The 19570-nt window shown below is 74.0% G+C and carries 17 protein-coding genes and 1 pseudogene; 13 read left to right on the forward strand and 5 right to left on the reverse strand.

The window, feature by feature from the left end; genetic code table 11:
• Positions 1-71 precede the first annotated feature (71 nt).
• From H1D33_RS07900 to H1D33_RS07940, 9 genes are all read left to right on the forward strand, one after another.
• The gene (locus H1D33_RS07900; RefSeq protein ID WP_181568695.1) at positions 72-566 is read left to right on the forward strand and encodes a beta-ketoacyl synthase chain length factor; all 495 of its coding nucleotides are present in this window, start codon (positions 72-74) and stop codon (positions 564-566) included.
• Positions 563-2182: a class I adenylate-forming enzyme family protein gene (locus H1D33_RS07905; RefSeq protein WP_181568694.1), complete on the forward strand. Its 1620-nt coding sequence runs from the start codon at positions 563-565 to the stop codon at positions 2180-2182. Before H1D33_RS07900 ends, H1D33_RS07905 begins: the two co-directional genes overlap by 4 nt.
• A complete protein-coding gene (locus tag H1D33_RS07910) occupies positions 2179-3420 on the forward strand; it encodes a beta-ketoacyl-[acyl-carrier-protein] synthase family protein (protein ID WP_181568693.1) in 1242 nt (413 codons plus the stop codon). Before H1D33_RS07905 ends, H1D33_RS07910 begins: the two co-directional genes overlap by 4 nt.
• Before the next feature lie 61 nt (positions 3421-3481).
• A complete protein-coding gene (hppD, locus tag H1D33_RS07915; RefSeq protein WP_181568692.1) occupies positions 3482-4585 on the forward strand; it encodes a 4-hydroxyphenylpyruvate dioxygenase in 1104 nt (367 codons plus the stop codon).
• Positions 4582-5505 (forward strand): phytanoyl-CoA dioxygenase family protein, encoded by a 924-nt coding sequence (locus H1D33_RS07920; protein ID WP_181568691.1) that lies wholly within the window; start codon positions 4582-4584, stop codon positions 5503-5505. The genes hppD and H1D33_RS07920 overlap by 4 nt, the downstream gene beginning before the upstream one ends.
• 2 nt (positions 5506-5507) lie before the next feature.
• Positions 5508-6305, forward strand: a complete 798-nt coding sequence (locus H1D33_RS07925) for a DUF3050 domain-containing protein (protein ID WP_181568690.1) — start codon at positions 5508-5510, stop codon at positions 6303-6305.
• A complete protein-coding gene (locus tag H1D33_RS07930; RefSeq protein WP_181568689.1) occupies positions 6302-7273 on the forward strand; it encodes a thiamine pyrophosphate-dependent dehydrogenase E1 component subunit alpha in 972 nt (323 codons plus the stop codon). The genes H1D33_RS07925 and H1D33_RS07930 overlap by 4 nt, the downstream gene beginning before the upstream one ends.
• The gene (locus H1D33_RS07935; protein ID WP_181568688.1) at positions 7273-8238 is read left to right on the forward strand and encodes an alpha-ketoacid dehydrogenase subunit beta; all 966 of its coding nucleotides are present in this window, start codon (positions 7273-7275) and stop codon (positions 8236-8238) included. The genes H1D33_RS07930 and H1D33_RS07935 overlap by 1 nt, the downstream gene beginning before the upstream one ends.
• Positions 8239-8241: 3 nt before the next feature.
• Positions 8242-9612 carry a hypothetical protein gene (locus H1D33_RS07940; RefSeq protein WP_181568687.1) on the forward strand — a complete coding sequence of 457 codons (1371 nt, stop codon included), beginning with the start codon at positions 8242-8244 and terminating at the stop codon, positions 9610-9612.
• An 8-nt stretch (positions 9613-9620) separates the two neighbouring features.
• On the opposite strand, the gene H1D33_RS07945 is transcribed toward H1D33_RS07940, so the two are convergent.
• Positions 9621-10478 (reverse strand): alpha/beta fold hydrolase, encoded by an 858-nt coding sequence (locus H1D33_RS07945; protein WP_181568686.1) that lies wholly within the window; start codon positions 10476-10478, stop codon positions 9621-9623.
• Positions 10479-10538: 60 nt separating this feature from the next.
• Between H1D33_RS07945 and H1D33_RS07950 the strand changes: the two genes are divergently transcribed.
• Positions 10539-11219, forward strand: coding sequence for a TetR/AcrR family transcriptional regulator (locus tag H1D33_RS07950; RefSeq protein ID WP_246411546.1), 681 nt, complete (start codon positions 10539-10541; stop codon positions 11217-11219).
• A 476-nt stretch (positions 11220-11695) separates the two neighbouring features.
• Here the strand turns inward: H1D33_RS07950 and H1D33_RS07955 are convergent, their stop codons facing one another.
• From H1D33_RS07955 to H1D33_RS07970, 4 genes are read right to left on the reverse strand one after another with little or no spacing between them, the layout of a single operon-like run.
• Positions 11696-12421, reverse strand: a complete 726-nt coding sequence (locus H1D33_RS07955; protein WP_181568684.1) for an SGNH/GDSL hydrolase family protein — start codon at positions 12419-12421, stop codon at positions 11696-11698.
• A 40-nt stretch (positions 12422-12461) separates the two neighbouring features.
• Positions 12462-12851, reverse strand: a complete 390-nt coding sequence (locus tag H1D33_RS07960) for an MmcQ/YjbR family DNA-binding protein (RefSeq protein ID WP_181568683.1) — start codon at positions 12849-12851, stop codon at positions 12462-12464.
• A gap of 36 nt (positions 12852-12887) precedes the next feature.
• Complete coding sequence (locus H1D33_RS07965) at positions 12888-14111, reverse strand: MFS transporter (protein WP_181568682.1); 1224 nt, start codon at positions 14109-14111, stop codon at positions 12888-12890.
• Positions 14108-15652, reverse strand: a complete 1545-nt coding sequence (locus tag H1D33_RS07970; protein ID WP_181568681.1) for a class I adenylate-forming enzyme family protein — start codon at positions 15650-15652, stop codon at positions 14108-14110. The genes H1D33_RS07965 and H1D33_RS07970 overlap by 4 nt, the downstream gene beginning before the upstream one ends.
• A 312-nt stretch (positions 15653-15964) precedes the next feature.
• Between H1D33_RS07970 and H1D33_RS07975 the strand changes: the two genes are divergently transcribed.
• From H1D33_RS07975 to H1D33_RS07985, 3 genes and pseudogenes are all read left to right on the forward strand, one after another.
• Complete coding sequence (locus H1D33_RS07975) at positions 15965-17248, forward strand: SGNH/GDSL hydrolase family protein (protein ID WP_181572834.1); 1284 nt, start codon at positions 15965-15967, stop codon at positions 17246-17248.
• 68 nt (positions 17249-17316) lie between these two features.
• Positions 17317-18540, forward strand: coding sequence for a cytochrome P450 (locus H1D33_RS07980; protein WP_181568680.1), 1224 nt, complete (start codon positions 17317-17319; stop codon positions 18538-18540).
• Positions 18537-19460: pseudogene (locus H1D33_RS07985) on the forward strand (alpha/beta hydrolase); the annotation flags it as partial. The gene H1D33_RS07980 and the pseudogene H1D33_RS07985, both read left to right, overlap by 4 nt.
• Between the last annotated feature and the right edge of the window lie 110 nt (positions 19461-19570).

The raw sequence follows: 19570 nt of genomic DNA on the forward strand, positions 1-19570 counted from the left end.
GTTTCAGCCCCGACAATCCGGGCGAAAGCCCCGACACGGGGGCACCAACTGCAAGATCGACGGGCTGGGGGGTGCTGGCCGAGGCGCGCTGGCCCGAGGACGGGGACGAGGGAGCAGCGCCGGGGGTGCCGGGGTTCGTGCACTCGGGGTTCGCCCCGCTGGTGGTGGCGGTCGCCGAGCGGTGCCTCTCGCGGCGGTACGGGGACGGGCCGCTGCCGGCCGGGAACCGGACTGCGGTGCTGCTGGCCAGCGCGAGCGGGGACACCGCCGGCGCGGCACACGTCCGGCAGACGGTGGCCGCCGGTGGGCGGGTCGGGCCGCTGTTCTTCTTCCAGTCGGTGCCGAACAGCGTGGCCGGGCACGTCGCGGCGCGCTGGGGACTGGACGGGCCGGTGGTGTGCCTGAGCCCCACCGGCGACCCGAGGGCCGAGGGCGAGGCCGAGGCCGAGCTGTTACGCGACGACGGCGACGCCGCACAGGCGTTGCTGATCCTGATCGAACTGGCACCGGACGGTACGCCGGGCGAGGCGACCGCGGTGCTGCTGGGGGAGGGGACACGTCAATGAGGACGAAGGGACTGCGCGGCGCGCTGGCCGCCGACACCGAACTGGGCGCGGGCAACGTGCTCGCCCGGGTGCTGGCCCACGGCGCCGACCCGGACGGTCCGGGGCTCACGTTCGACACCGAGGTCGACGGCCGCCCGGCCGAGACCCCGCTGACGCTCGGCGAGCTGGACCGGATGGTCGCCGCCCGGGCGGCCTGGCTGCACGAACGCGGGGTGCGCCGGCGCGACCCGGTCGCGGTCTGGGCCGGCGCCGCCGCCGACATGGTGCTGTCGTTCCTGGCGCTGACCCGTCTCGGCGCCATCCCGGCGCTGATGAACGGCAAGCTGCGCCCGGAGATCGCCGCCGAGTACATCCGCCGGCTGCGCGCCGCCGGGGTGCTCGCCGACGCGGAGCACGCCGCCGCGCTGGCCGGGCACGACCTGGGCGCACCGCTGCTCGGCGAACCGGCGACGGCCGGCGGCGGGGACCCGGACGCCGCGCCCGCGCCCTACCGGCACCACCAGGACGACCCGATCGTCATCACCCACACCTCCGGCACCACCGGGGTGCCGAAGGCGGTGCTGCACTCGCACGCCAGCCTCTTCGCCGCCACCCGGCACCTGCTGTCCATGCCGCAGGCCCAGGGCACCCGCCGGATCCTCAACGCGCTGCCCGCCCCGCACACCGCCACCGTGCTCATGGTCAACCAGGCGCTGGGCAACCGGGCCGAGATGTTCCTCCTCTCCGAGCAGGGCGGCGAGCGGGTGCTCGACGCGATCCAGCGGTGGCGCCCGGACGGCGTCTTCGGCTTCTCGGTGACCTGGGCCGAACTGGCCCGCTTCGACCTGTCCGGCTACGACCTCGACTCGGTGCGGCTGTGGTTCAACACCGGCGACTGCTCGCACGAGCCGCACGTGCGCCGGCTGGTCGCGGTCGGCTCCCGGGACGTGGTGACCCGCGACGGGGTGACCCGGGTGCCCGGCTCGGTCTTCATCGACGGGCTCGGCTCCAGCGAGATGGGCCACTCGATGTTCCACGTCACGCACACCGTCGACACCAACCACTACGGCCGCTGCGTCGGGCGTCCCTACCGGTTCGCCACCGTGGCCGTGCTCGACGCCGACGGCGACGAGCTGCCCGCCGGCGAGGTCGGCTGGCTGGGCATCGACTCGCCGTCGCTGTTCCGCGGCTACTGGAACGACTCGGTCACCACCTACCGCTACCGGCTGCGCGGCTGGTACCTCACCGGCGACCTGGTGTACGCCGACGCCGACGGCCGCTACTACCACCTGGACCGGGCGGTCGACTCGATCGAGGTCGGCGACGGCAGGCGCTTCTTCACCGCGCTGTCCGAGGAGCGGATCCTCGCCGCCTGCGCCGACGTCACCGACTGCACCGTCGTCATCGTCAAGGCGGCGGACGGCACGGTCACCACGGACGTGCTGCTGGAACTGGCCGCCGGCGCCGACCCGGCGGCGGACCGCACCGACCGCATCCGGGCCGCGCTCGGTGCGGACGTGGCGGCCACGCTGCGCCGGGTGGTGCCGGTACGCGCCGACGACATCCCGGTCACCGTCACCGGCAAGGTGCGCAAGGTGGCGCTGCGCGAGCGCTACCTGACCGAGGCGCCGTCATGACCGCCCTGATCACCGGCATGGGCCTGTTCACCCCCGTCGGGCGGGGCGTGGCCGAGACGTTCGACGCGCTGCTCACCGGCCGCTCCGGGCTGCGCCGGCCGCCGGAGGGACACCCGGCGCGTGACAGCCTGGAGGTGGCCGGGGTGCTGCCACCGATCGACCCGCGCACCGTCGCCTCCGGGCCGGAGACCAAGATCCTCGACCGGGTGGTGCTGCTCGCCCTGATCACCGCCGCCGAGGCGCTCGCCGACGCCGGCATCGAGGTCGGGCGCGACGTCGACCCGGAGCGGATCGCGGTGATCGTCGGCGGGGTCGGCGGCATGTCCACGCTGGAGAGCCAGGTCCTCGCCCGCGCCGACCGGGGCCGCGCCGCGGTCAGTCCGTACCTGCTCACCGGCATCCTGCCGAACATGCCCTCGGCGCGTATCGCCATCGCGCACGGCATCCGCGGCTACAGCTCGGCGGTCGGCACGGCCTGCGCGTCCGGCGCCCAGGCCGTCGCCGACGGGGTACGCCTCATCCGCGCCGACGAGGCCGACGTGGTGGTCTGCGGGGCCAGCGAGGCGCCGCTGTTCGGCACGTTCGCCGACACCTTCGGCAACGCCCGCGCGCTGGCCCGGGGCTGGGACGAGCCCACCGAGGCCAGCCGGCCGTTCGACAAGCGGCGCAACGGCTTCGTGCTCGCCGAGGGCGCGGCGCTGCTGGTGCTGGAGCGGGCCGGGCACGCCGCCGCGCGGGGCGTGACCGGGTACGCCGAGGTCGCCGGCTACGGGACGAACACCGACGCGTACCACCCGACCGCGCCGCGCCCCGACGGCGCCGGCGCGGCCGCGTGCATGCGCAAGGCCCTGGCCGCCGGCCGGATCTCACCGGCCGACGTCGGCTACGTCAACGCGCACGGCACCGGCACGAAGCTGGGCGACGTCGCCGAGACCACCGCGCTGGCCGAGGTGTTCGGCGTCGGCGGCGTGCCGGTCAGCTCCACCAAGGCGCTCACCGGGCACCTGCTCGGCGCCTCCGGGGTCCTGGAGACGGCGGCCACCGCGCTGGCGCTCGGGCGTGGCCTGCTGCCACCCACCTACCACCTGGACGACCCGGACCCGGAGTGCGAGGCGGACCACGTCCGCGCCGTGCCCCGGCCCACCCGCACCGACCACGCGCTGACGAACTCGTTCGGGTTCGGCGGCCAGAACGTCAGCCTGCTGCTGCGCCGGGTCGCCACCCCGGCCAGGGACTGACCGGACTCCAACCCCGGGCGAGGTGCCCGGGTCTCGACCACGGGGGAAAAGGGGGAAGCCCATGCACGTCAACGGCATAGACCATCTGGAGCTGTATGTGGGGGACGCCCGGCAGGCGGCCTTCTACTTCGACACCGCGGTCGGGTTCCGGCTGCACGGCCAGGGCGGCCCGGAGACCGGGCTGGGCGGGCAGCGGTCGCTGCTGCTGGCCCAGGCCGGCATCCGGCTGCTGCTCACCACCGGCCTGTCCGCCGAGCACCCGGCCGCCACCTACGTGCACCGGCACGGCGACGGCATCGCGGTGGTGGCACTCGCGGTCGACGACGCCGCCGGGGCCTACGCGGAGCTGGTGGCCCGCGGCGCGACCGGGGTGACGCCACCGCGGACCTACACCGGCGCGGACGCCGAGGTGGTGATCGCCGAGGTCGGCGGCTTCGGCGACGTGCTGCACCGGCTCGTCGAGCGGCGCGGCGACCGGAGCGTGTTCCTGCCCGGCGCGATCGAGCCGGTGCCGGCCGCCGACGGCGACGCGCTGCTCGCCGAGGTGGACCACCTGGCGGTGTGCGTGCCGCCCGGGCAGCTCGACGAGACGGTCGCGCACTACGAGAAGGTGTTCGGCTTCGCCGAGATCTTCGACGAGCACATCGAGGTCGCCGGCCAGGCGATGAACTCCAAGGTGGTGCAGAGCCCGTCCGGGCAGGTGACCCTGGTGCTGCTGGAGCCGGACACCGGCGCCCGGCCCGGGCAGATCGAGGACTTCCTGCGCTGGCACGCCGGCGCCGGGGTGCAGCACCTCGGGCTGCGCACCGACGACATCGTCGCCACCGTCGGCGCGCTCGCCGGCCGGGGCGTGCGGTTCGCCCGCACGCCCGGCGCGTACTACGACGACCTGGAACAGCGGGTCGGGCGGCTCGACGCGCCGGTGGACCGGCTGCGCGAGCTGAGCATCCTGGTCGACTCCGACCACGACGGGCAGCTCCTGCAGATCTTCACCGAGTCGATGCACGTGCGCCGCACGCTCTTCCTCGAGGTGATCGAGCGGCGTGGGGCGCGCACCTTCGGCAGCGGCAACATCAAGGCGCTCTACGAGGCGAAGGAACGTGAGCTGGCCGCGGCGGGGGCGACCCCCACCGTCGCGGCCGGAGGGGCAGGAGCAGGGGTATGACGACCATCGATCCCGGACTGACCGTCGAGGAGGAGGCGCTGCTGCCCTCCGACGACGACGTCCGGCACTACGCCGAACACGGCTGGTACCTGTCGAAGAAGCTGCTCACCGACGACGAGGTGGACGAGCTGGTCGCGGCCACCGACCGCTACTACGCCGGGGAGCGCGACCGGCTGCTGCCGGTACGCCCGCCGAAGCTGGCCTACTGGGAGCCGTCGCGCGGCGACGTGCAGCGGCACAACGACTACGTCCACCACGAGCACGACGGCATCGCCCGGATCCTGCGCAAGCCGCTGATCGGGGCGGTCGCCGCCCGGCTGGCCCGGGCCGTCGAGATCCGGATCTTCCAGTCCACGCTGATCTGGAAGCCGCCGGTCGCCGGTGAGCCGTCGAACATCGTGCCCTGGCACTTCGACAAGCACTACTGGGCGTCGTCGTCGTCGGAGAACATGCTCACCGCGTTCGTCCCGTTCCACGACTGCGGCGAGGAGATGGGCACCATCACCATGGTCGACGGCTCGCACCGGTGGCGGGAGATCGGCGCCGACGACACCGTGGTGCGGCACTTCGCCGACCGCGACCGCGGCCAGCTCGAGGTGATGCTGGCCGAGAACGCGGCGTACAACCACGCCGAGATCCGCAAGGTGCCCATGGTGATCCCGAAGGGGCACATGAGCTTCCACCACTGCCGCACCTACCACGGCAGCGGCGCCAACGTCAGCGGCCGCCCCCGGCGGGCGATCTCGCTGCACCTGCAGGACGGCGACAACGCCTGGCGGGAGTATCCGCTCTCCGACGGCTCGCTCGCCGCGTACAACCACGACGTGCTGGTCCGCCGCACCCACGACGGTCGGCCGGACTACGCGGACCCCGATTACTGCCCGGTCATCTGGCGCGACCGCGCCCAGCAGGGAGGCTGACAATGTCACGGTACGACTGGGGGAAGACGCACCCGGGCATCGAGCGGTTGGAACGGGCCGTGACCGAGCGGCGCGACGTGGTGGTCAAGCACCCGCTCTACGCCAACCTGGACACCCACGAGGCGCTGGTCACCTTCATGGAGCACCACGTCTTCGCGGTCTGGGACTTCATGTCCCTGTTGAAGTCGCTGCAGCGTCAGCTCACCTGCGTCACGGTGCCGTGGATCCCGACCGGGCCGACCGGCAGCCGGCGGCTGATCAACGACATCGTGATGGTGGAGGAGAGTGACGAGCTGGGCGAGGGCTACATCAGCCACTTCGAGCTGTACGTCAACGGCATGACCGAGGCCGGCGCCGACACCACCGCCGTGGCGAAGCTGGTCGACCTGCTGCGCGCCGGCCGGCCGGTCACCGAGGCGCTCGGCGCGGCCGGCGTGCCGGCGGCCTCGGCCGCGTTCGCCGGCACCACCTGGCGGATCATCGAGAGCACGCCGGTGCACTGCCAGGCGGCGGCGTTCGCGTTCGGCCGGGAGGACCTCATCCCGGAGATGTTCACCCAGGTCGTCGCGGTCAACGAGCGCAGCAACCGGCTCAACACGTTCGTCGACTACCTGGAGCGGCACATCGAGGTCGACGGCGAGCAGCACACCCCGATGGCCATGCAGATGCTCGCCGATCTGTGCGGCGACGACGACACCAAGTGGCAGGAGTGCGCGGACACGGTGAACGACGCGCTGGCCGCCCGGGCCCGGCTCTGGGACGACATCCTCGCCGCGATCAAGGAGGGCCGTCCGGCGTGACCGGATCCGACCCGGTCCGGCTCTACCGGACGGTCCGCCTGATCCGCCGCTTCGAGGAGCGCGCGATCGAGCTGGTCGACGCCGGGGAGATCGTCGGTGGCATCCACCCCTACCTGGGCCAGGAGGGGATCGCCGCCGGGGTGTGCGCGGCGCTGGCCGCCGACGACCTGGTGACCGGCACCCACCGCGGGCACGGGCACGTGCTCGCCAAGGGCGCCGACCCGGCCCGGATGCTGGCCGAGCTGTGCGGCCGGGTCACCGGGCTCAACCAGGGCCGGGGCGGGTCGATGCACGCCGCCGACTTCGGCGTCGGCGTACTCGGCGCCAACGCCATCGTCGGGGCCGCCGGCGCGATCCTCACCGGAGCGGTGTGGGAGCGCCGGCGGCGCGGCGCCGACGTGGTCGGCGCGACGTTCTTCGGCGACGGCGCGGTCAACGAGGGGATGCTGCTGGAGGCGTTCAACCTGGCCGCGCTCTGGCGGGTGCCGGTGCTGTTCGTCTGCGAGAACAACGGCTACGCCACCACCATGCCGGTCGCCGGCGCGGTCGCCGGCACGATCGCCGGGCGGGCCGAGGCGTTCGGCATGCCGGCGACCGCCGTCGACGGCCAGGACCCGGAGTCGGTACGCGCGGCGACCGCCGCCGCCGTCGCGCGGATGCGCGCCGGCGGCGGCCCCGAGCTGATCGAGGCGCACACCTACCGCTTCGACGCCCACCACACCTTCGAACACCGGGTACGCCTCGACTACCGGCCGCCGGAGGAGGTGGCCGAGGGCCGCTCCCGCGACCCGGTCGTCATCCAGGGCGCCCGGCTGGCCCCGGCGGTGCGGGCCGAGGTCGACGCGGCCGTGGAGGCGGTCCTCGACGCCGCCGTCGACTTCGCGCTGGCCGGCCCGCACCCCGACCCGGCGACCGCCCTGGACCACCTGTACGCCAGCGGGCTGACCGCCCGGAACGGAGGTGGCTGATGCCCCGGCTCTCCTACCGCAGGGCGCTCACCCGGGCGCTCGCCGACGAGATGACCCGCGACGAGTCGGTGGTGGTGCTCGGTGAGGACATCCGGGTGGCCGCCGCGAACGTCACCACCGGCCTGCTGAAGAAGTTCGGCCCGGAGCGGGTCCGCGACACCCCGCTGTCCGAGCAGGCGTTCACCAGCTTCGCCACCGGGGCGGCGCTGGCCGGGGCCCGCCCGGTGGTGGAGTTCCAGATCCCGTCGCTGCTGTTCCTGGTCTTCGAGCAGATCGTCAACCACGCGCACAAGTTCCCGCTGATGACCGGCGGTCAGTGCGCGGTGCCGGTCACCTATGTGGTGCCCGGCTCCGGCTCCCGCACCGGCTGGGCCGGGCAGCACTCCGACCACCCGTACGCGCTCTTCGCCCACGTCGGGGTGACCACCGTGGTGCCGGCCACCCCGGCCGACGCGTACGGGCTGCTGGTCTCCGCGATCCGCTGCGACGACCCGGTGGTGGTCTTCGCCCCGGCCGGAGCGCTGGACCTGCGCGAGGACGTGACCGACCCGGCGCCGGTGCCGCTGGGCCGGGGCGTGGTCCGCCGGTCGGGCGACGACGTCACCGTGGTCGCGGTCGGGCACCTGGTGCACGACGCGCTCGCGGTCGCCGAGGAGCTGTCCGGCCAGGCGTCGGTCGAGGTGTTCGACCCCCGCACGCTCTACCCGTTCGACTTCGACGGGCTGGTCGACTCGGTGAGCCGCACCGGGCGCCTCGTGGTGGTCGACGACGGCAACCGTTCCTGCGGCATCGCCGGCGAGATCATCGCGACCGTCGTGGAGCGGGTCCGGCTGGTCGCCCCGCCCCGGCGGGTCACCCGGCCCGACGGCGCCGTGCTGCCCTTCGCGCCGGCCCTGGACCGGGCCGTGCAACCCGGCCGGGACCAGCTCACCGCCGCCATCCAACTGACCCTCAAGGACGGATGAACGATGGACCCGAACTACCCGTGGCCGCCGCTGGGCCAGGCGTGGACCGACCTGCCCGAGCCGACCCGCGCGGCGATGGTGACGGCCGGCGCCGGCGCCTGGAAGGAGATCTTCCACGGCCGGGCCACCTACAACAAGCAGTGGCGGCTGGCCCGCCCGCCGGTGCTCACCGCGGACGCCTTCCGCGAGCTGAACGAGGTCTCTGACCGCATCGTCCAGCTCATCCTGGAGGCCTGCCGGCGACGTGCCCGCACCGCGGGTGAGCTGCGCCGGCTGCTCGACGTGCCGGAGGGGGAGACCCGGCTGCTGGACCCGGACGAGGAGCTGCACGAGGGGCTGCTGGCCGCGTACCGGCCGGACGTGCTGTTCTCCGGCGGCGTGCCGTGCATCGTGGAGTACAACATCGACAGCAGCCTCGGCGGCGGCTTCGACGCGGACACGGTGATCCAGCGGTACGCCGACCTGTACCGCGCGCACGGCCTGCTCGACGGCGTCCGGCCCGCGCCGTCCCTGCTGGACCAGCGGTTCGTCGCCATCCGGGACAGCCTCGGCCTGCCCGACGGCGCGCGGGTGGCGCTGCTGATGGACTTCGAGGCGGAATATCCGGGGCTGGACGACCCGGAGACGTTCATCCGGATCCTCTCCCCGCTCGCCGACCAGGCCCGGCCGTTCGGCATCGACCTGGTCATCGCCCCGGTCGCCACCGCCACGCTCGACGACGAGAGCCGGCTGGTCGTCGGCGGCGCCCCGGTGGACGCGCTGTTCCGGCTCTTCGTGCCGAACCGGGTCACGCCCAGCGCCGGCCTGGACGCGGTGGCCGGCGCGCTGGCGGCCGGCACCCTGCCGATGTTCGTCAGCAGCGCGGCCTGGCTGCTCAGCAACAAGCTGAACTACGCCTGGCTCTGGGCGGACCTGGACCTGCTGCCGCAGCCCGACCGGGCGCTGATCCGCCGGTACGTGCCGCACACCGTCGCGCTCACCGCCGACCAGCTCGACCGGGCGCTGGCCGAGCAGGCCGACCTGGTGGCGAAGCCGGCCGGCGGCTCGGCCGGGCACGGGGTGCTGATCGGGCCGGAGTGCAGCGCGGTGGCCTGGGAGGACGGGGTCCGCGCCGCGATCGACGAGGGCGGTCACATCCTGCAGCGCTATCACGAGGCGGATCGGGTGGCGATGGACTTCGTGCAGATCGAGACCGGTGAGACGGTGACCGCCGACGTCCCGTACAGCCTCGCCCCGTACCTGTTCGGTCGTACCGGCTCCGGCGCGCTGGCGCGTGTCGGCTATCCCGGCTGCGAGGGGGTGCTCAACCTGGCCCGGGGCGTCCTCATGACCGGCGTGCTGCTCACCGACGCGCCGGCCGCCTCGGCTCGGTGATCATGAAGTTAGCGGTGCTCGGCGTCTGATTTGTCGCCGCCAACTTCATGATCGCCGGGGGTGGTGAAGAAGGCGGCGAGGGGCGTGGTCAGTGTGGGGGGTGCGACGGCGATGCCGTTGTGCGGGCTGCCGGGAACGCGCAGGGTGTGGGCGTGGGGGAGCACGGCGGCCAGCATGTCGTTGGTCTCGGTGAAGAACGGGGCGGCCTTGGCGCCGCTGATCAGCAGCGTCCGGGCGGTGATGCCGGCGTACTGCTCGGCCGGCCCCTCGTACGCCTCGATCTGCCGCGACTCGGCGAGCGTCATGCCCACCAGTTCGCCCATCGTCCGCCCGACCTCGGTGCGCAGGAAGAGCCGCGTGATCGCCGTGCGCACCGCCAGCGGCAGCCGCGACGCGGGGTTCTGCGGGTCGACGGCGGCGGCCACGATCGCCAGGGCCCGCGCCGGGTCGCCGGCCCGCACCGCCGCCTCGGCCGGGTCGAGGAACGCGGTGGGCATGCCGCGCCCGGCGAGCCGCAGCGGGGTGTCGTAGACCGCGATCCGCTCCAGCGGCAACCGCAGCGCGGCGCGCAGCACCACGAACGCGCCGTAGCTGTGCCCGACCGCCGAGCGGGCGCCGGTGTGCGTGAGCACCGCGCCGAGGTCGTCGATCTCCTGCTCCACCGTGTACGGATCGCGCCGGGCCGCCGCGTCCGCCCGGCCCCGCCGGTTGTAGAGGTGCACCGTGAACCGGTCGGCGAGCCGGGCGACCAGCCGGCGGTATTCCCGGATGGTCACCCCGCCGCCGTGCACCACCACCAGCCCGGGCCCGGTGCCCGTGGTGTGCAGGACGATGCCCGCGCCGTCCGGCGCCGTGATCCGTTGCATGACCGTTCCCTCCGACCCCCTCGAAACTGCGAACGCCGTTTGCAGTTTACAGTGGGAGGGGTGAGCGGCGCACCCTCGAATTCGATCTGGAGCCGGCCGGTACGCGGCACCCGCGGCCCGACCCCGACGCACGGCCGGGACGAGATCGCCGCGGCCGGCGTCGCGCTGGCCGACGCCGGCGGGCTGGACGCCGTATCCATGCGGGCGGTCGCCGGCGCGCTCGGCACGGCCGCCGGCTCGCTCTACCGGCACCTGTCGTCCCGCGACGACCTGCTGGACCTGATGGTCGACAGGTGTGTGGGCGAACTGCGCCCTCACCCGGCCGACGAGGGGAGCTGGCTGGAGCAGTTCCTCCTGCTCGCCCGCCGCCAGCTCGCGTTGCACGAACGGCACCCGTGGCTGGCCGACGCGCTCGCCCGGCGCAGCGTCCCCGGCCCGAACACGCTCGCCCACTTCGACGCCTGCCTGCGCATCCTGGGCCCGGTTCCGGCCGGGACCGCCGCGAAGTTCGAGGCGATCGCCATGGTCACCGGCGTGGTCACGCTCTTCGCCCGCGCCGCCACGGCCACCGGCACGGTGACGTTCGACCACGTCGACCTGACCGCCTACCCGCACCTGGCCGCGTCGTTCACCGCCCCCGCGCCCGCCCCGCCGCCCGGGGACGACCTGTTCGCCCGCACCCTGCGCGCCCTGCTTACCGGCCTGTTGACCTCGGACGGTCCCCACCAGAGACAGCCCTGACCGCCTGCCGGCCGAGCGGCGGTGGACTTGGACGGCGGTGGACTTGGACGGCGCTGGACTGAACCAGCCGTGGCCCTGAACGACCGGTGGCGCCCGAGCGTCCCGGACCACCGGCCGCACCGGTGGCACCCGACAACACCGATAGTCGTCATGCCTCGTTCCGGAACAGTGGTTTCGGTCGCCTTTGGAGCTGACATCAGAAACGACTCATCGTGTTCCCGTGCGGTCCGACGCGGGCGGCGGACCGCACGCTCCGGCGTGATCCGTGCTGGTCCGCGCGGTGTTCGCCGTCGACCTGCCGCAGCCACCGGCGGTGAGTCGTTTCTGATATCAGCTCCAAAGGCACTCGCGGAGCCGGTGCCTGGTGACACTGGCCGCTCACGTCCCGCCCGGCCAACGAGACCGGTCCGGACGGAGGGACCGGTCTGGCGTGCGGGGCCGGTCTGATGGCGGGGCCGGTCTGATGGCGGGACCGATCAGGGCGGCACGGGTAGATCCGGACGGCGGGGCCGCTCAAGGGGCGGGTCGGGCATGGCGCGGGCGGCCAGGACGCGCAGCGTCTCGGCGGTGGCTACCGCGTCGCTGCGGGCGCTGCCGTGCCGGCCGTCGCCGCTGTAGAGGGACGGGTCGGCGACCAGCGGGTGCTCGGTCAGGTGCACGTGCAGCGTGCCGAGGTGCTCGGCCACCGCGCGGGTGTGCCGGGAGAGGCGGCGCATCCGCTCGCCGAGGCCGGCTCGCAACGTGTCCGGCACCGCCGGGCTGTACGACACGTCGAACATGCCCACCGTGATCACGTCCGCGCCGGCGTCGCGTAGCGCGGTGACCATCGCGGTCAGCTCGGCGTCGACCGCGTCCGGGTCGAAGCCGGTGCGGAATGCGTCGTTGCCGCCGCATACCACCAGGGCCAGGTCCGGCGCGAAGGCCAGCGCGTCGTCCAGTTGGGTGGCCCGGACCTCGTGCGCGCGCAGCCCGCGCCGGCCCAGGTTCAGGTAGGCCAGCTCGGGTCGCACCACCCGCAGCTCGGCCGCGATCCGATCGGCCCACTGGACGTCGGGATAGCCGGGCGTCGGCTCGCACAGCCCCTCGGCGACGCTGTCGCCCAGCACCACGAACCGGTGCCACGGATGCCCGCCCAGCAGGTCGGCGGCCTCACCGGGCCGCAGGCACCACGGATCCGTGGCCTCGGTCAACGTCGATGGCATGCCCGGCACGCTAGCCGACGCGCCGCCGTGGAGGAAGGCGTCAGACGTCGGCCCGGTGCGCGGCGGCGAGTCGCTTCGGGGCACGCGCGAACCACGCCTCGGTGATCAGCTCGGTCAGCTCGGCCACCTCGATCCGGTCGAGCCGGACCAGCACCACCGACGAGCCGTCCAGGTGTGGCACGGTGAAGTGGACCGCCGGGTCGTCGGCCAGCACCGCCTCCTTGGCGCCCAGGTCGGGCATCCGGACGCCGAGGACCGGGCCGTCGGGCGCGGCGTCGCCGAGCGCGTCGAGGTCGGCGCGGCGCAGCGGCCGTTCCCAGACGAACATCTTGTCGCGCACCCGCCAGGCCGGCAGGTCGTCGTAGGACCCGCGCTCGGTCGTCTCCGGCAGGGCGAGCGCGATGCGCCGGACGTCGTCCCAGGTGGCCATGCCGCGACGGTACGCCCACCCACCGACAACTCCCGGTCAGGCCGGGGTGGGGGCGACCGGCTCCGGCGCCGGCCGGTCGGCCGGGGTGCGGAAGAACAGCAGCGGCGCCACGGTGAGCACCAGGCAGGCCACCGACATCACCAGCAGCGCCGGGGTCAGGTCGAGCAGCGCCACCGACCAGCCGCCGAGCAGAGCGCCCACCGGCAGGCCGAGGAACGCCACCGAGCCGGAGATGCCGAGCACCCGGGTCTGCAACGACTCCGGCACCCGCTGGTAGAGCGCGGCGCCGAGCAGCGGGTTCACCGCCGCGATCCCGATGCCGGACAGGAACGTCACCACCAGCACCACCACCAGGTTGTCGCTGAGCGCCAGCGCCAGCAGCCGGGGCGCGCCGCTGAGCGCCAGCCCGAGGGCGAACGTCGCGCGGGCCGGCAGCCGCGTGCCGGCCAGCGTGAACAGCAGGTTGCCCAGCAGCGCGCCGGCCGAGAACACGCCCAGCAGCAGCCCGAACCCGGCCGGGTCGCCGAGGACGTCGTTCACCCAGAGCGGGATCCAGACCGCGACGCTGGCGTTGGCGAACATGTTGGACACGGACACCACCAGCAGCATGACCAGCAGCGTCCGATCGGTGCGCAGATAGGCGAAGCCGCCCCGCAGCGCCCGCAGGTAGCGCTCCCGGGGTGGGGGCTGCGCGAGCGCGGGGGGCCGCACCAGCACCCCGATCAGCAGGGCGCAGACCGCGAACGTGGCCGCGTCGATCCAGATCGCGCGGGTCAACCCGACCCAGTCGATCAGCAGCCCGCCCAGCACCGCGCCGAACAACGTCATGCCCCGGGCCAGCCCGTCGTAGGCGGAGGTGAGCCGGATCAGCGGCACCCCGGCCCGCTCGGCGGCCGGCTTGAACAACACGTGCTTGACCCGGTCGCCGATGCCGCGCAGCCCGCCGGCGACCGCCACCAGCACCAGCAGCGTGCCGAACCCGAGCCACGGCGCGAGCGCCACCACCGCCATCGCCGCCGCGCTCGCCGCGTCCACGAAGACCGAGGTGCGGCGTACCCCGAAACGGTCCGCCCACGGCGTGGCCAGCGCGCTGGAGAGCATGTACGGCAGCGTCTCCGCGGCCGCGACCAGGCCCATCCGGGTCGGGCTGCCGGTGGTCTCCAGCACCAGCCAGGGGATGGCGACCACCGAGATCCGGGTGCCGAGGTTGGACAGCAGGTCGGCGCCGACCAGGGTGTACAACTCCCGGCGCGGGTTCACGCCGGGCTGCCGATCGGGTGGTTGGCGGCGTAGCGGGCCCGCAGCGCCCGTTTGTCGACCTTGGCGGACCGGTTCAGCGGCAGCGCGTCGACGAACTCCACCGCGCCCGGCGCCCAGGTCTCGCTCAGGTCCCGGGTCACCAGCGCGATCAGCTCGTCGCCGGTGACCGACGCGCCCGGCGTCGTCACCACGTACGCGTGTGGCAGTTCCCCGGCCACCGGGTCCGGCACCCCGATCACCGCGGCGGCGCGGACCTCGGGATGCCCGGCGAGCACGTCCTCGATCGGCCGGGAGTAGATCGGCCAGCTCCGCTGCCGGGTGAGGATCCGGTCCTGCATCCGGTCGACCAGGTAGAGGTAGCCGTCGTCGTCGAGGTGGCCGATGTCGCGGGTGCGCACCCACCCGTCGACGAGCGTCTCGGCGGTCAGCTCCGGCTGGCCGTGGTAGCCGACGAAGCTCAGCTTCGTGCGGGCCCACACCTCGCCGTCGACGCCGGCCGGCAGCACCCGCCCGTCGGCGTCGCGGATCTCCACCGTGACGTCGCCGTACGGGCGACCGCAGGACCGCAGCCGCTCCGGGTGCTCCGGGTCCTCGGTGAGGCCGGGCTGCGCGCAGATGACGACGGCCTCGCTGAGCCCGTAGACGATGCGCAGGCACGGGCCGAACCGCGCGATCGCCTGGCGCAGCCGGGCCGGGGCGGCGGGCCCGGCGCCGACGTTGAACATGAACATCGCGGAGAAGTCGGCGCCCGGCAGGTCGGGATGGTCGAGCACCTCGTAGAGCATCGGCGGGGTGACGAACGTGGAGGTGAGCCGCTCGGCGTCGACGGTGGCGACGAACGCCGCCGGGTCCCACTGCTCGCGCAGGAACAGGACCCCGCCGGTGAACAGGTTGAACAGCGTGGTGACCTGGCCGCTGGCCAGCCACATCGGCGAGTGCGACAGGTGGCGCAGCAGCGGGAACCCGGCGCCCCGGAAGTCGGCCGCGAGCGCGAGCACCTGCCGGTAGAAACTCTCCCGGTGGTGCACCAGCTTCGGGGTGCCGGTGGTGCCGCTGGTCTGCAGGAACGACTCCGGCGCCGGCACGTCGGCCGGCAGGTCGGCGTCGGGGTCGAGGTCCGCGGTGAGGTCCGGGCCGGCGCCGCCGGGCCCGAGGCAGAGCACCGGTACGCCGGCCAGCCCGGCCGCGAGCTGCCCGCCCATCGGGTCGCGAGGGTCGTGCACGAAGACCTCCGGCGCGGCCAGCGCGACGAACTCGTCGATCTCCCGCCGCGAGGTGACCGGGGCGATCCACATGCTGCGGCAGCCGAGCAGGTGCAGCGCGAGTTGCAGCAGCGGGCCCTCGACCGTGTTGCCGAGCATCACCAGCACCGCCGCGCCGGGGCGTACGCCGTGGTGGCGCAGCGCGGCGGCCAGGCCGCGCACCTCGGCGGCGACCTGCGGGTAGCTCAGCCGGCGTCCGCCGCCGACCAGGGCCTCCCGGTCGCCGAACCCGGCGAACAGCTCCAGCGCCTCGTGCACGTAGTTCGGGCGGTCGGTCATCGGGCAGCCCCCATCGTGGTCCGCGAGCGGTGCCCGGCCAGGTCGGGGCCGGTACGCGGGCGGCGGGTGCCCAGGTCGGCGACCGCACCGCCGCCGCTTCCGAGCCTAGGCAGCGGCGGTCCACCGGGGACAGAGCCGATCGTCGGTGCCCGGCATCCCCCGGGCATTTGATCATGTCGATCAGGTTGATTGACGCTCGTCACCGCAGGCGGCTAGTTTCCGGTCCATCGCCCGGGCCGATGGCGCGACCGCGCCACGCCCGGGGCTGCCGAACATGGAGGATCGATGCCGACCCCGAAGAGATGGCACGTCATAGCTTCCGCCGCTACGCTGCTGCTCGCCGGCACCCCGGCGGTCACCGCGAGCGCCGGCCCCGCCGACACCGACCGCGCCGGGCACGGGCGCGCCGAGTGGGCCGGGAGCTGGGCCGCGGCGGTGACCCGCGGGAACACCGTGGGACTGACGAACACCGGCCTCAACGACCAGAGCATCCGGATGACGGTGCAGACCACGGTGGGCGGCCCGCGCCTGCGGGTCCGGCTCACCAACCTCTACGGCGAGCAGGCCGTCAAGGTCGGTCACGCCACCGTCGCCCGGCCGAACACCGCCACCGCCGACGACCTGTCCGACGTCGACCCGGCCAGCGTCCGGGAGCTGACGTTCTCCGGTGGCACGTCGGCGACCATCAACAAGGGCGCCGAGCTGCTCAGCGACCCGCTGGCCTATCCGGTGGCCGAGCAGGAGGACCTGGTGGTCACCCTGTACTTCCCGGTGCTCACCGGGCCGGTCACGTTCCACGGCCAGTCCCGGGTCACCAACTTCATCGGCGCGACCGACCTGACCACCGCGGCCGGCGGCGCCGGTTTCACCATCAAGCCGAACTGCTGCTGGATGTTCCTCTCCGGCATCGACGTGGAGCGCAGGGCCACGCCCGGCTCGGTGGTGGTCCTCGGTGACTCCATCGGCGACGGCAACGGCAGCACCGTCAACGCCGACAAGCGCTGGCCGGATCTGCTCGCCCAGCGCCTGGTCGAGGCCCGCCCGGAGGTGCGTACGCCGGGCGTGCTCAACCTCAGCCTGGCCGGCAACCGGCTCAACCACGAGGGCACGGAGCCCGGCGCGGGCGGGTTCCCCGGCTACTACGAGCTGGGCCCGAACGCGCTGGCCCGGCTCAACGAGGACGTCTTCCCGCAGACCGGCGCCCGCACCGTCATCACCCACCTGGGCATCAACGACATCTGGATGAGCGACGACAGCAGCGAGGCGATCATCGCCTCGCTGCGGCAGCTCAACCAGCAGGTGAAGGCGCGCGGGCTGACCAGCCTGGTCGGCACCATCACGCCGTACGAGGGCAACGGCGGGCCGGGGGTGTGGACCGAGGAGAAGGACGCCACCCGCAACGCGGTCAACGCCTGGCTGCGCGGCGCCGGGCGGGCCGAGTTCGACGGCGTGCTCGACTTCGACGCCGTGCTGCGGGACCCGGCGCGGCCGAGCCGGTTGCTGCCGGCGTACGACGCCGGGGACCACATCCACCCGAACGACGCGGGCGCGCAGGCGATGGCGAACGCCGTCCCACTGCGACTGCTCGGGCTGTGACACCGGGCGGGGGCGGCGTCGACACGGCGGCCGCCCCCGCCGCCTTTTCCTGGGGAGGAAGAACCGCCGTGGACGTCAGTGAGATCCTGACCGGCCTGTACAGCGAGCAGGGCCGGCAGAACCCCTATCCCTTCTACGCGGCCCTGCACGCGCACGGGCCGATCAACGCGATTCCCACCCGCGCCGAGCACAGCACCGTCACCGCCGTGGCCGGCGGGTACGACGTGGTGGACCGGATCCTGCGCGATCCCGGGTGGTACAAGGGCTTCCCGCCCGGCTGGGAGGAGCAGGAGATCCTGCGGACCTTCCTGACCTCGATGATGTTCATCAACCCGCCGGACCACACCCGGATGCGCGCGGTGTTCGCCAGCACGTTCACCCCGCGCCGGCTGGGCGCGTTGGAGCCGGTGGTGGTGCGGATCGTCGAGGAGCGGTTGGCGGCGATGGCCGAGGCCGGCGCGGACGGCGCCGAGGTGGACTTCGTCGCCGACTTCGCGTACCCGGTGCCGGCGCTGGTGATGGCCGAGTTCATCGGCCTGCCGGCGGCGGACCTGGCCTGGTACCGGCAGCGGGTGGACTGGATCGACGAGTACATGGACGTCGCCGGCAAGACGCCGGAGCGGCTGGTCCGGGCCAACCAGGCCGCCGAGGAGCTGCGGGCCTACTACCGCGACCTGATCGCCCACCGCCGCCGCTCGCCGAGCGCCGACCTGATCAGCGGCCTGGTCGAGGTGCTGGACGCCGGCGACGTGGAGTTGACCGAGGACGAGCTGATCAGCAACCTGATCGTGCTGTTCAACGCCAGCTTCGTCACCACCGTCTACATGTTCAGCAACGGACTGCCGCTGCTGCTCGCCCACCCGGAGGTGACCGCCGCGCTGCCCGGCGACGACGCGCTCGCCCGCGGCTGCGTGGACGAGGTGCTGCGGATGGAGAGCCCGGTGCACTTCCTGGCCCGGTCCGCGCCCGCCGACGCCGACCTCGACGGCGTGCCGGTGGCCCGGGACGACAACGTGCTGCTGCTGATTGCCGCCGCCAACCGGGACCCGTCGCGGTTCCCCGACCCGGACCGCTTCGACCCGCACCGGGACGGCCCGCCGTCGCTGGCCTTCGGGGTGGGGCTGCACTTCTGCCTCGGCTCGGCGGTGTCGAAACTGGAGGGTCGGCTGGCGCTGCCCCGCCTCTTCGCCCGCTTCCCCCGGCTCGCCGTCACCCAGCCGTACACCTACAGCGGCAGCCTCTTCCTGCGCGGCATCGACAAGCTCTTCGTCACCACCGGGGAGGCCGGATGACGCTCGATCCGCAGGTGGTCGCGTGGCGGGCCGCGCGCGCGACCGCCGGCGCCGCGCCGCTCTACACCCAGACCCTCGCCGAGGCCCGCGCCGCCGACCTGGCCGCGATCCGCGCCGGCGGCGGCGCGGTCGAGCCGGTGGCCGAGGTACGCGACACGACGGTGCCCGGCCCGGGCGGGCCGCTGCCGGTGCGGATCCACCGGCCGCCCGGCGACGGCCCGCTGCCCACCCTGCTCTACTTCTTCGGCGGTGGCTGGACGCTCGGCAGCGTGGACACCGCCGACGGGATCTGCCGCCGGCTGGTCAACCTGGCCGGCTGTCAGACCGTGACGGTCGGCTACCGGCTCGCCCCGGAGCACCCGTTCCCGGCGGCGGTGGAGGACTGCCACGCCGCGCTGCGCCACCTGGCCGCCCGCGCCGACGAGTTCCGGGTCGACCCGGGCCGGCTGGCGGTGGGCGGGGACAGCGCCGGCGGCAACCTGGCCGCCGCGGTGACGCTGCTGGCCCGCGCCGACGGCGGTCCCCGGCTCGCCGCCCAGGTGCTGGTCTACCCGAACACCGACCAGCGTCCCGGGCAGCGCCCGGCCGACGACGAGGACCCGCTGCTGTTCAACCGGCACTCGGTCGGCTGGTACCGCGGTCACTACCTGGCCGACCCGGGCGACGCGGCCCACCCGCTCGCGTCGCCGCTGCTCGCCGAGGACCTGTCCGGCCTGCCGCCGGCGCTGGTGGTCACCGCCGGTCACGACCCGCTGCGCGACGAGGGCCGCCGGTACGCCGAGCGGCTGCGCGAGGCCGGCGTGCCCACCGAGACGGCCGACTACCCGGGCATGGTGCACGGCTTCTTCGCCATGCCCGGCGTGTTCGACGCCGGCCGGGACGCCCAGCAACGGGCCGCCGCGTTCCTGCGCCGGCACTTCGGCCTCGACCCGGTGCCGGGTGAGGAGCCGGCGGACGCGGCGTCGGGCGGTCCGAACTCGGCGGGCGGGCAGCCGGCGGACTCCGGGTCGGTCGGTCCGGCGTCGGCCGG

The sequence above is a fragment of the Micromonospora ferruginea genome (genome assembly GCF_013694245.2).
In the GTDB taxonomy this organism is placed as follows: Bacteria; Actinomycetota; Actinomycetes; order Mycobacteriales; family Micromonosporaceae; genus Micromonospora; species Micromonospora robiginosa.

What these genes read in the sequence shown, in the direction of transcription:
- H1D33_RS07905 (WP_181568694.1), top strand. Translation starts at nt 563, where the DNA reads ATGAGGACGAAGGGACTGCGCGGCGCGCTGGCCGCCGACACCGAACTG.
- H1D33_RS07910 (WP_181568693.1), top strand. Translation starts at nt 2,179, where the DNA reads ATGACCGCCCTGATCACCGGCATGGGCCTGTTCACCCCCGTCGGGCGG.
- hppD (WP_181568692.1), top strand. Translation starts at nt 3,482, where the DNA reads ATGCACGTCAACGGCATAGACCATCTGGAGCTGTATGTGGGGGACGCC.
- H1D33_RS07920 (WP_181568691.1), top strand. Translation starts at nt 4,582, where the DNA reads ATGACGACCATCGATCCCGGACTGACCGTCGAGGAGGAGGCGCTGCTG.
- H1D33_RS07925 (WP_181568690.1), top strand. Translation starts at nt 5,508, where the DNA reads ATGTCACGGTACGACTGGGGGAAGACGCACCCGGGCATCGAGCGGTTG.
- H1D33_RS07935 (WP_181568688.1), top strand. Translation starts at nt 7,273, where the DNA reads ATGCCCCGGCTCTCCTACCGCAGGGCGCTCACCCGGGCGCTCGCCGAC.
- H1D33_RS07940 (WP_181568687.1), top strand. Translation starts at nt 8,242, where the DNA reads ATGGACCCGAACTACCCGTGGCCGCCGCTGGGCCAGGCGTGGACCGAC.
- H1D33_RS07945 (WP_181568686.1), bottom strand. Translation starts at nt 10,478, where the DNA reads ATGCAACGGATCACGGCGCCGGACGGCGCGGGCATCGTCCTGCACACC.
- H1D33_RS07955 (WP_181568684.1), bottom strand. Translation starts at nt 12,421, where the DNA reads ATGCCATCGACGTTGACCGAGGCCACGGATCCGTGGTGCCTGCGGCCC.
- H1D33_RS07960 (WP_181568683.1), bottom strand. Translation starts at nt 12,851, where the DNA reads ATGGCCACCTGGGACGACGTCCGGCGCATCGCGCTCGCCCTGCCGGAG.
- H1D33_RS07970 (WP_181568681.1), bottom strand. Translation starts at nt 15,652, where the DNA reads ATGACCGACCGCCCGAACTACGTGCACGAGGCGCTGGAGCTGTTCGCC.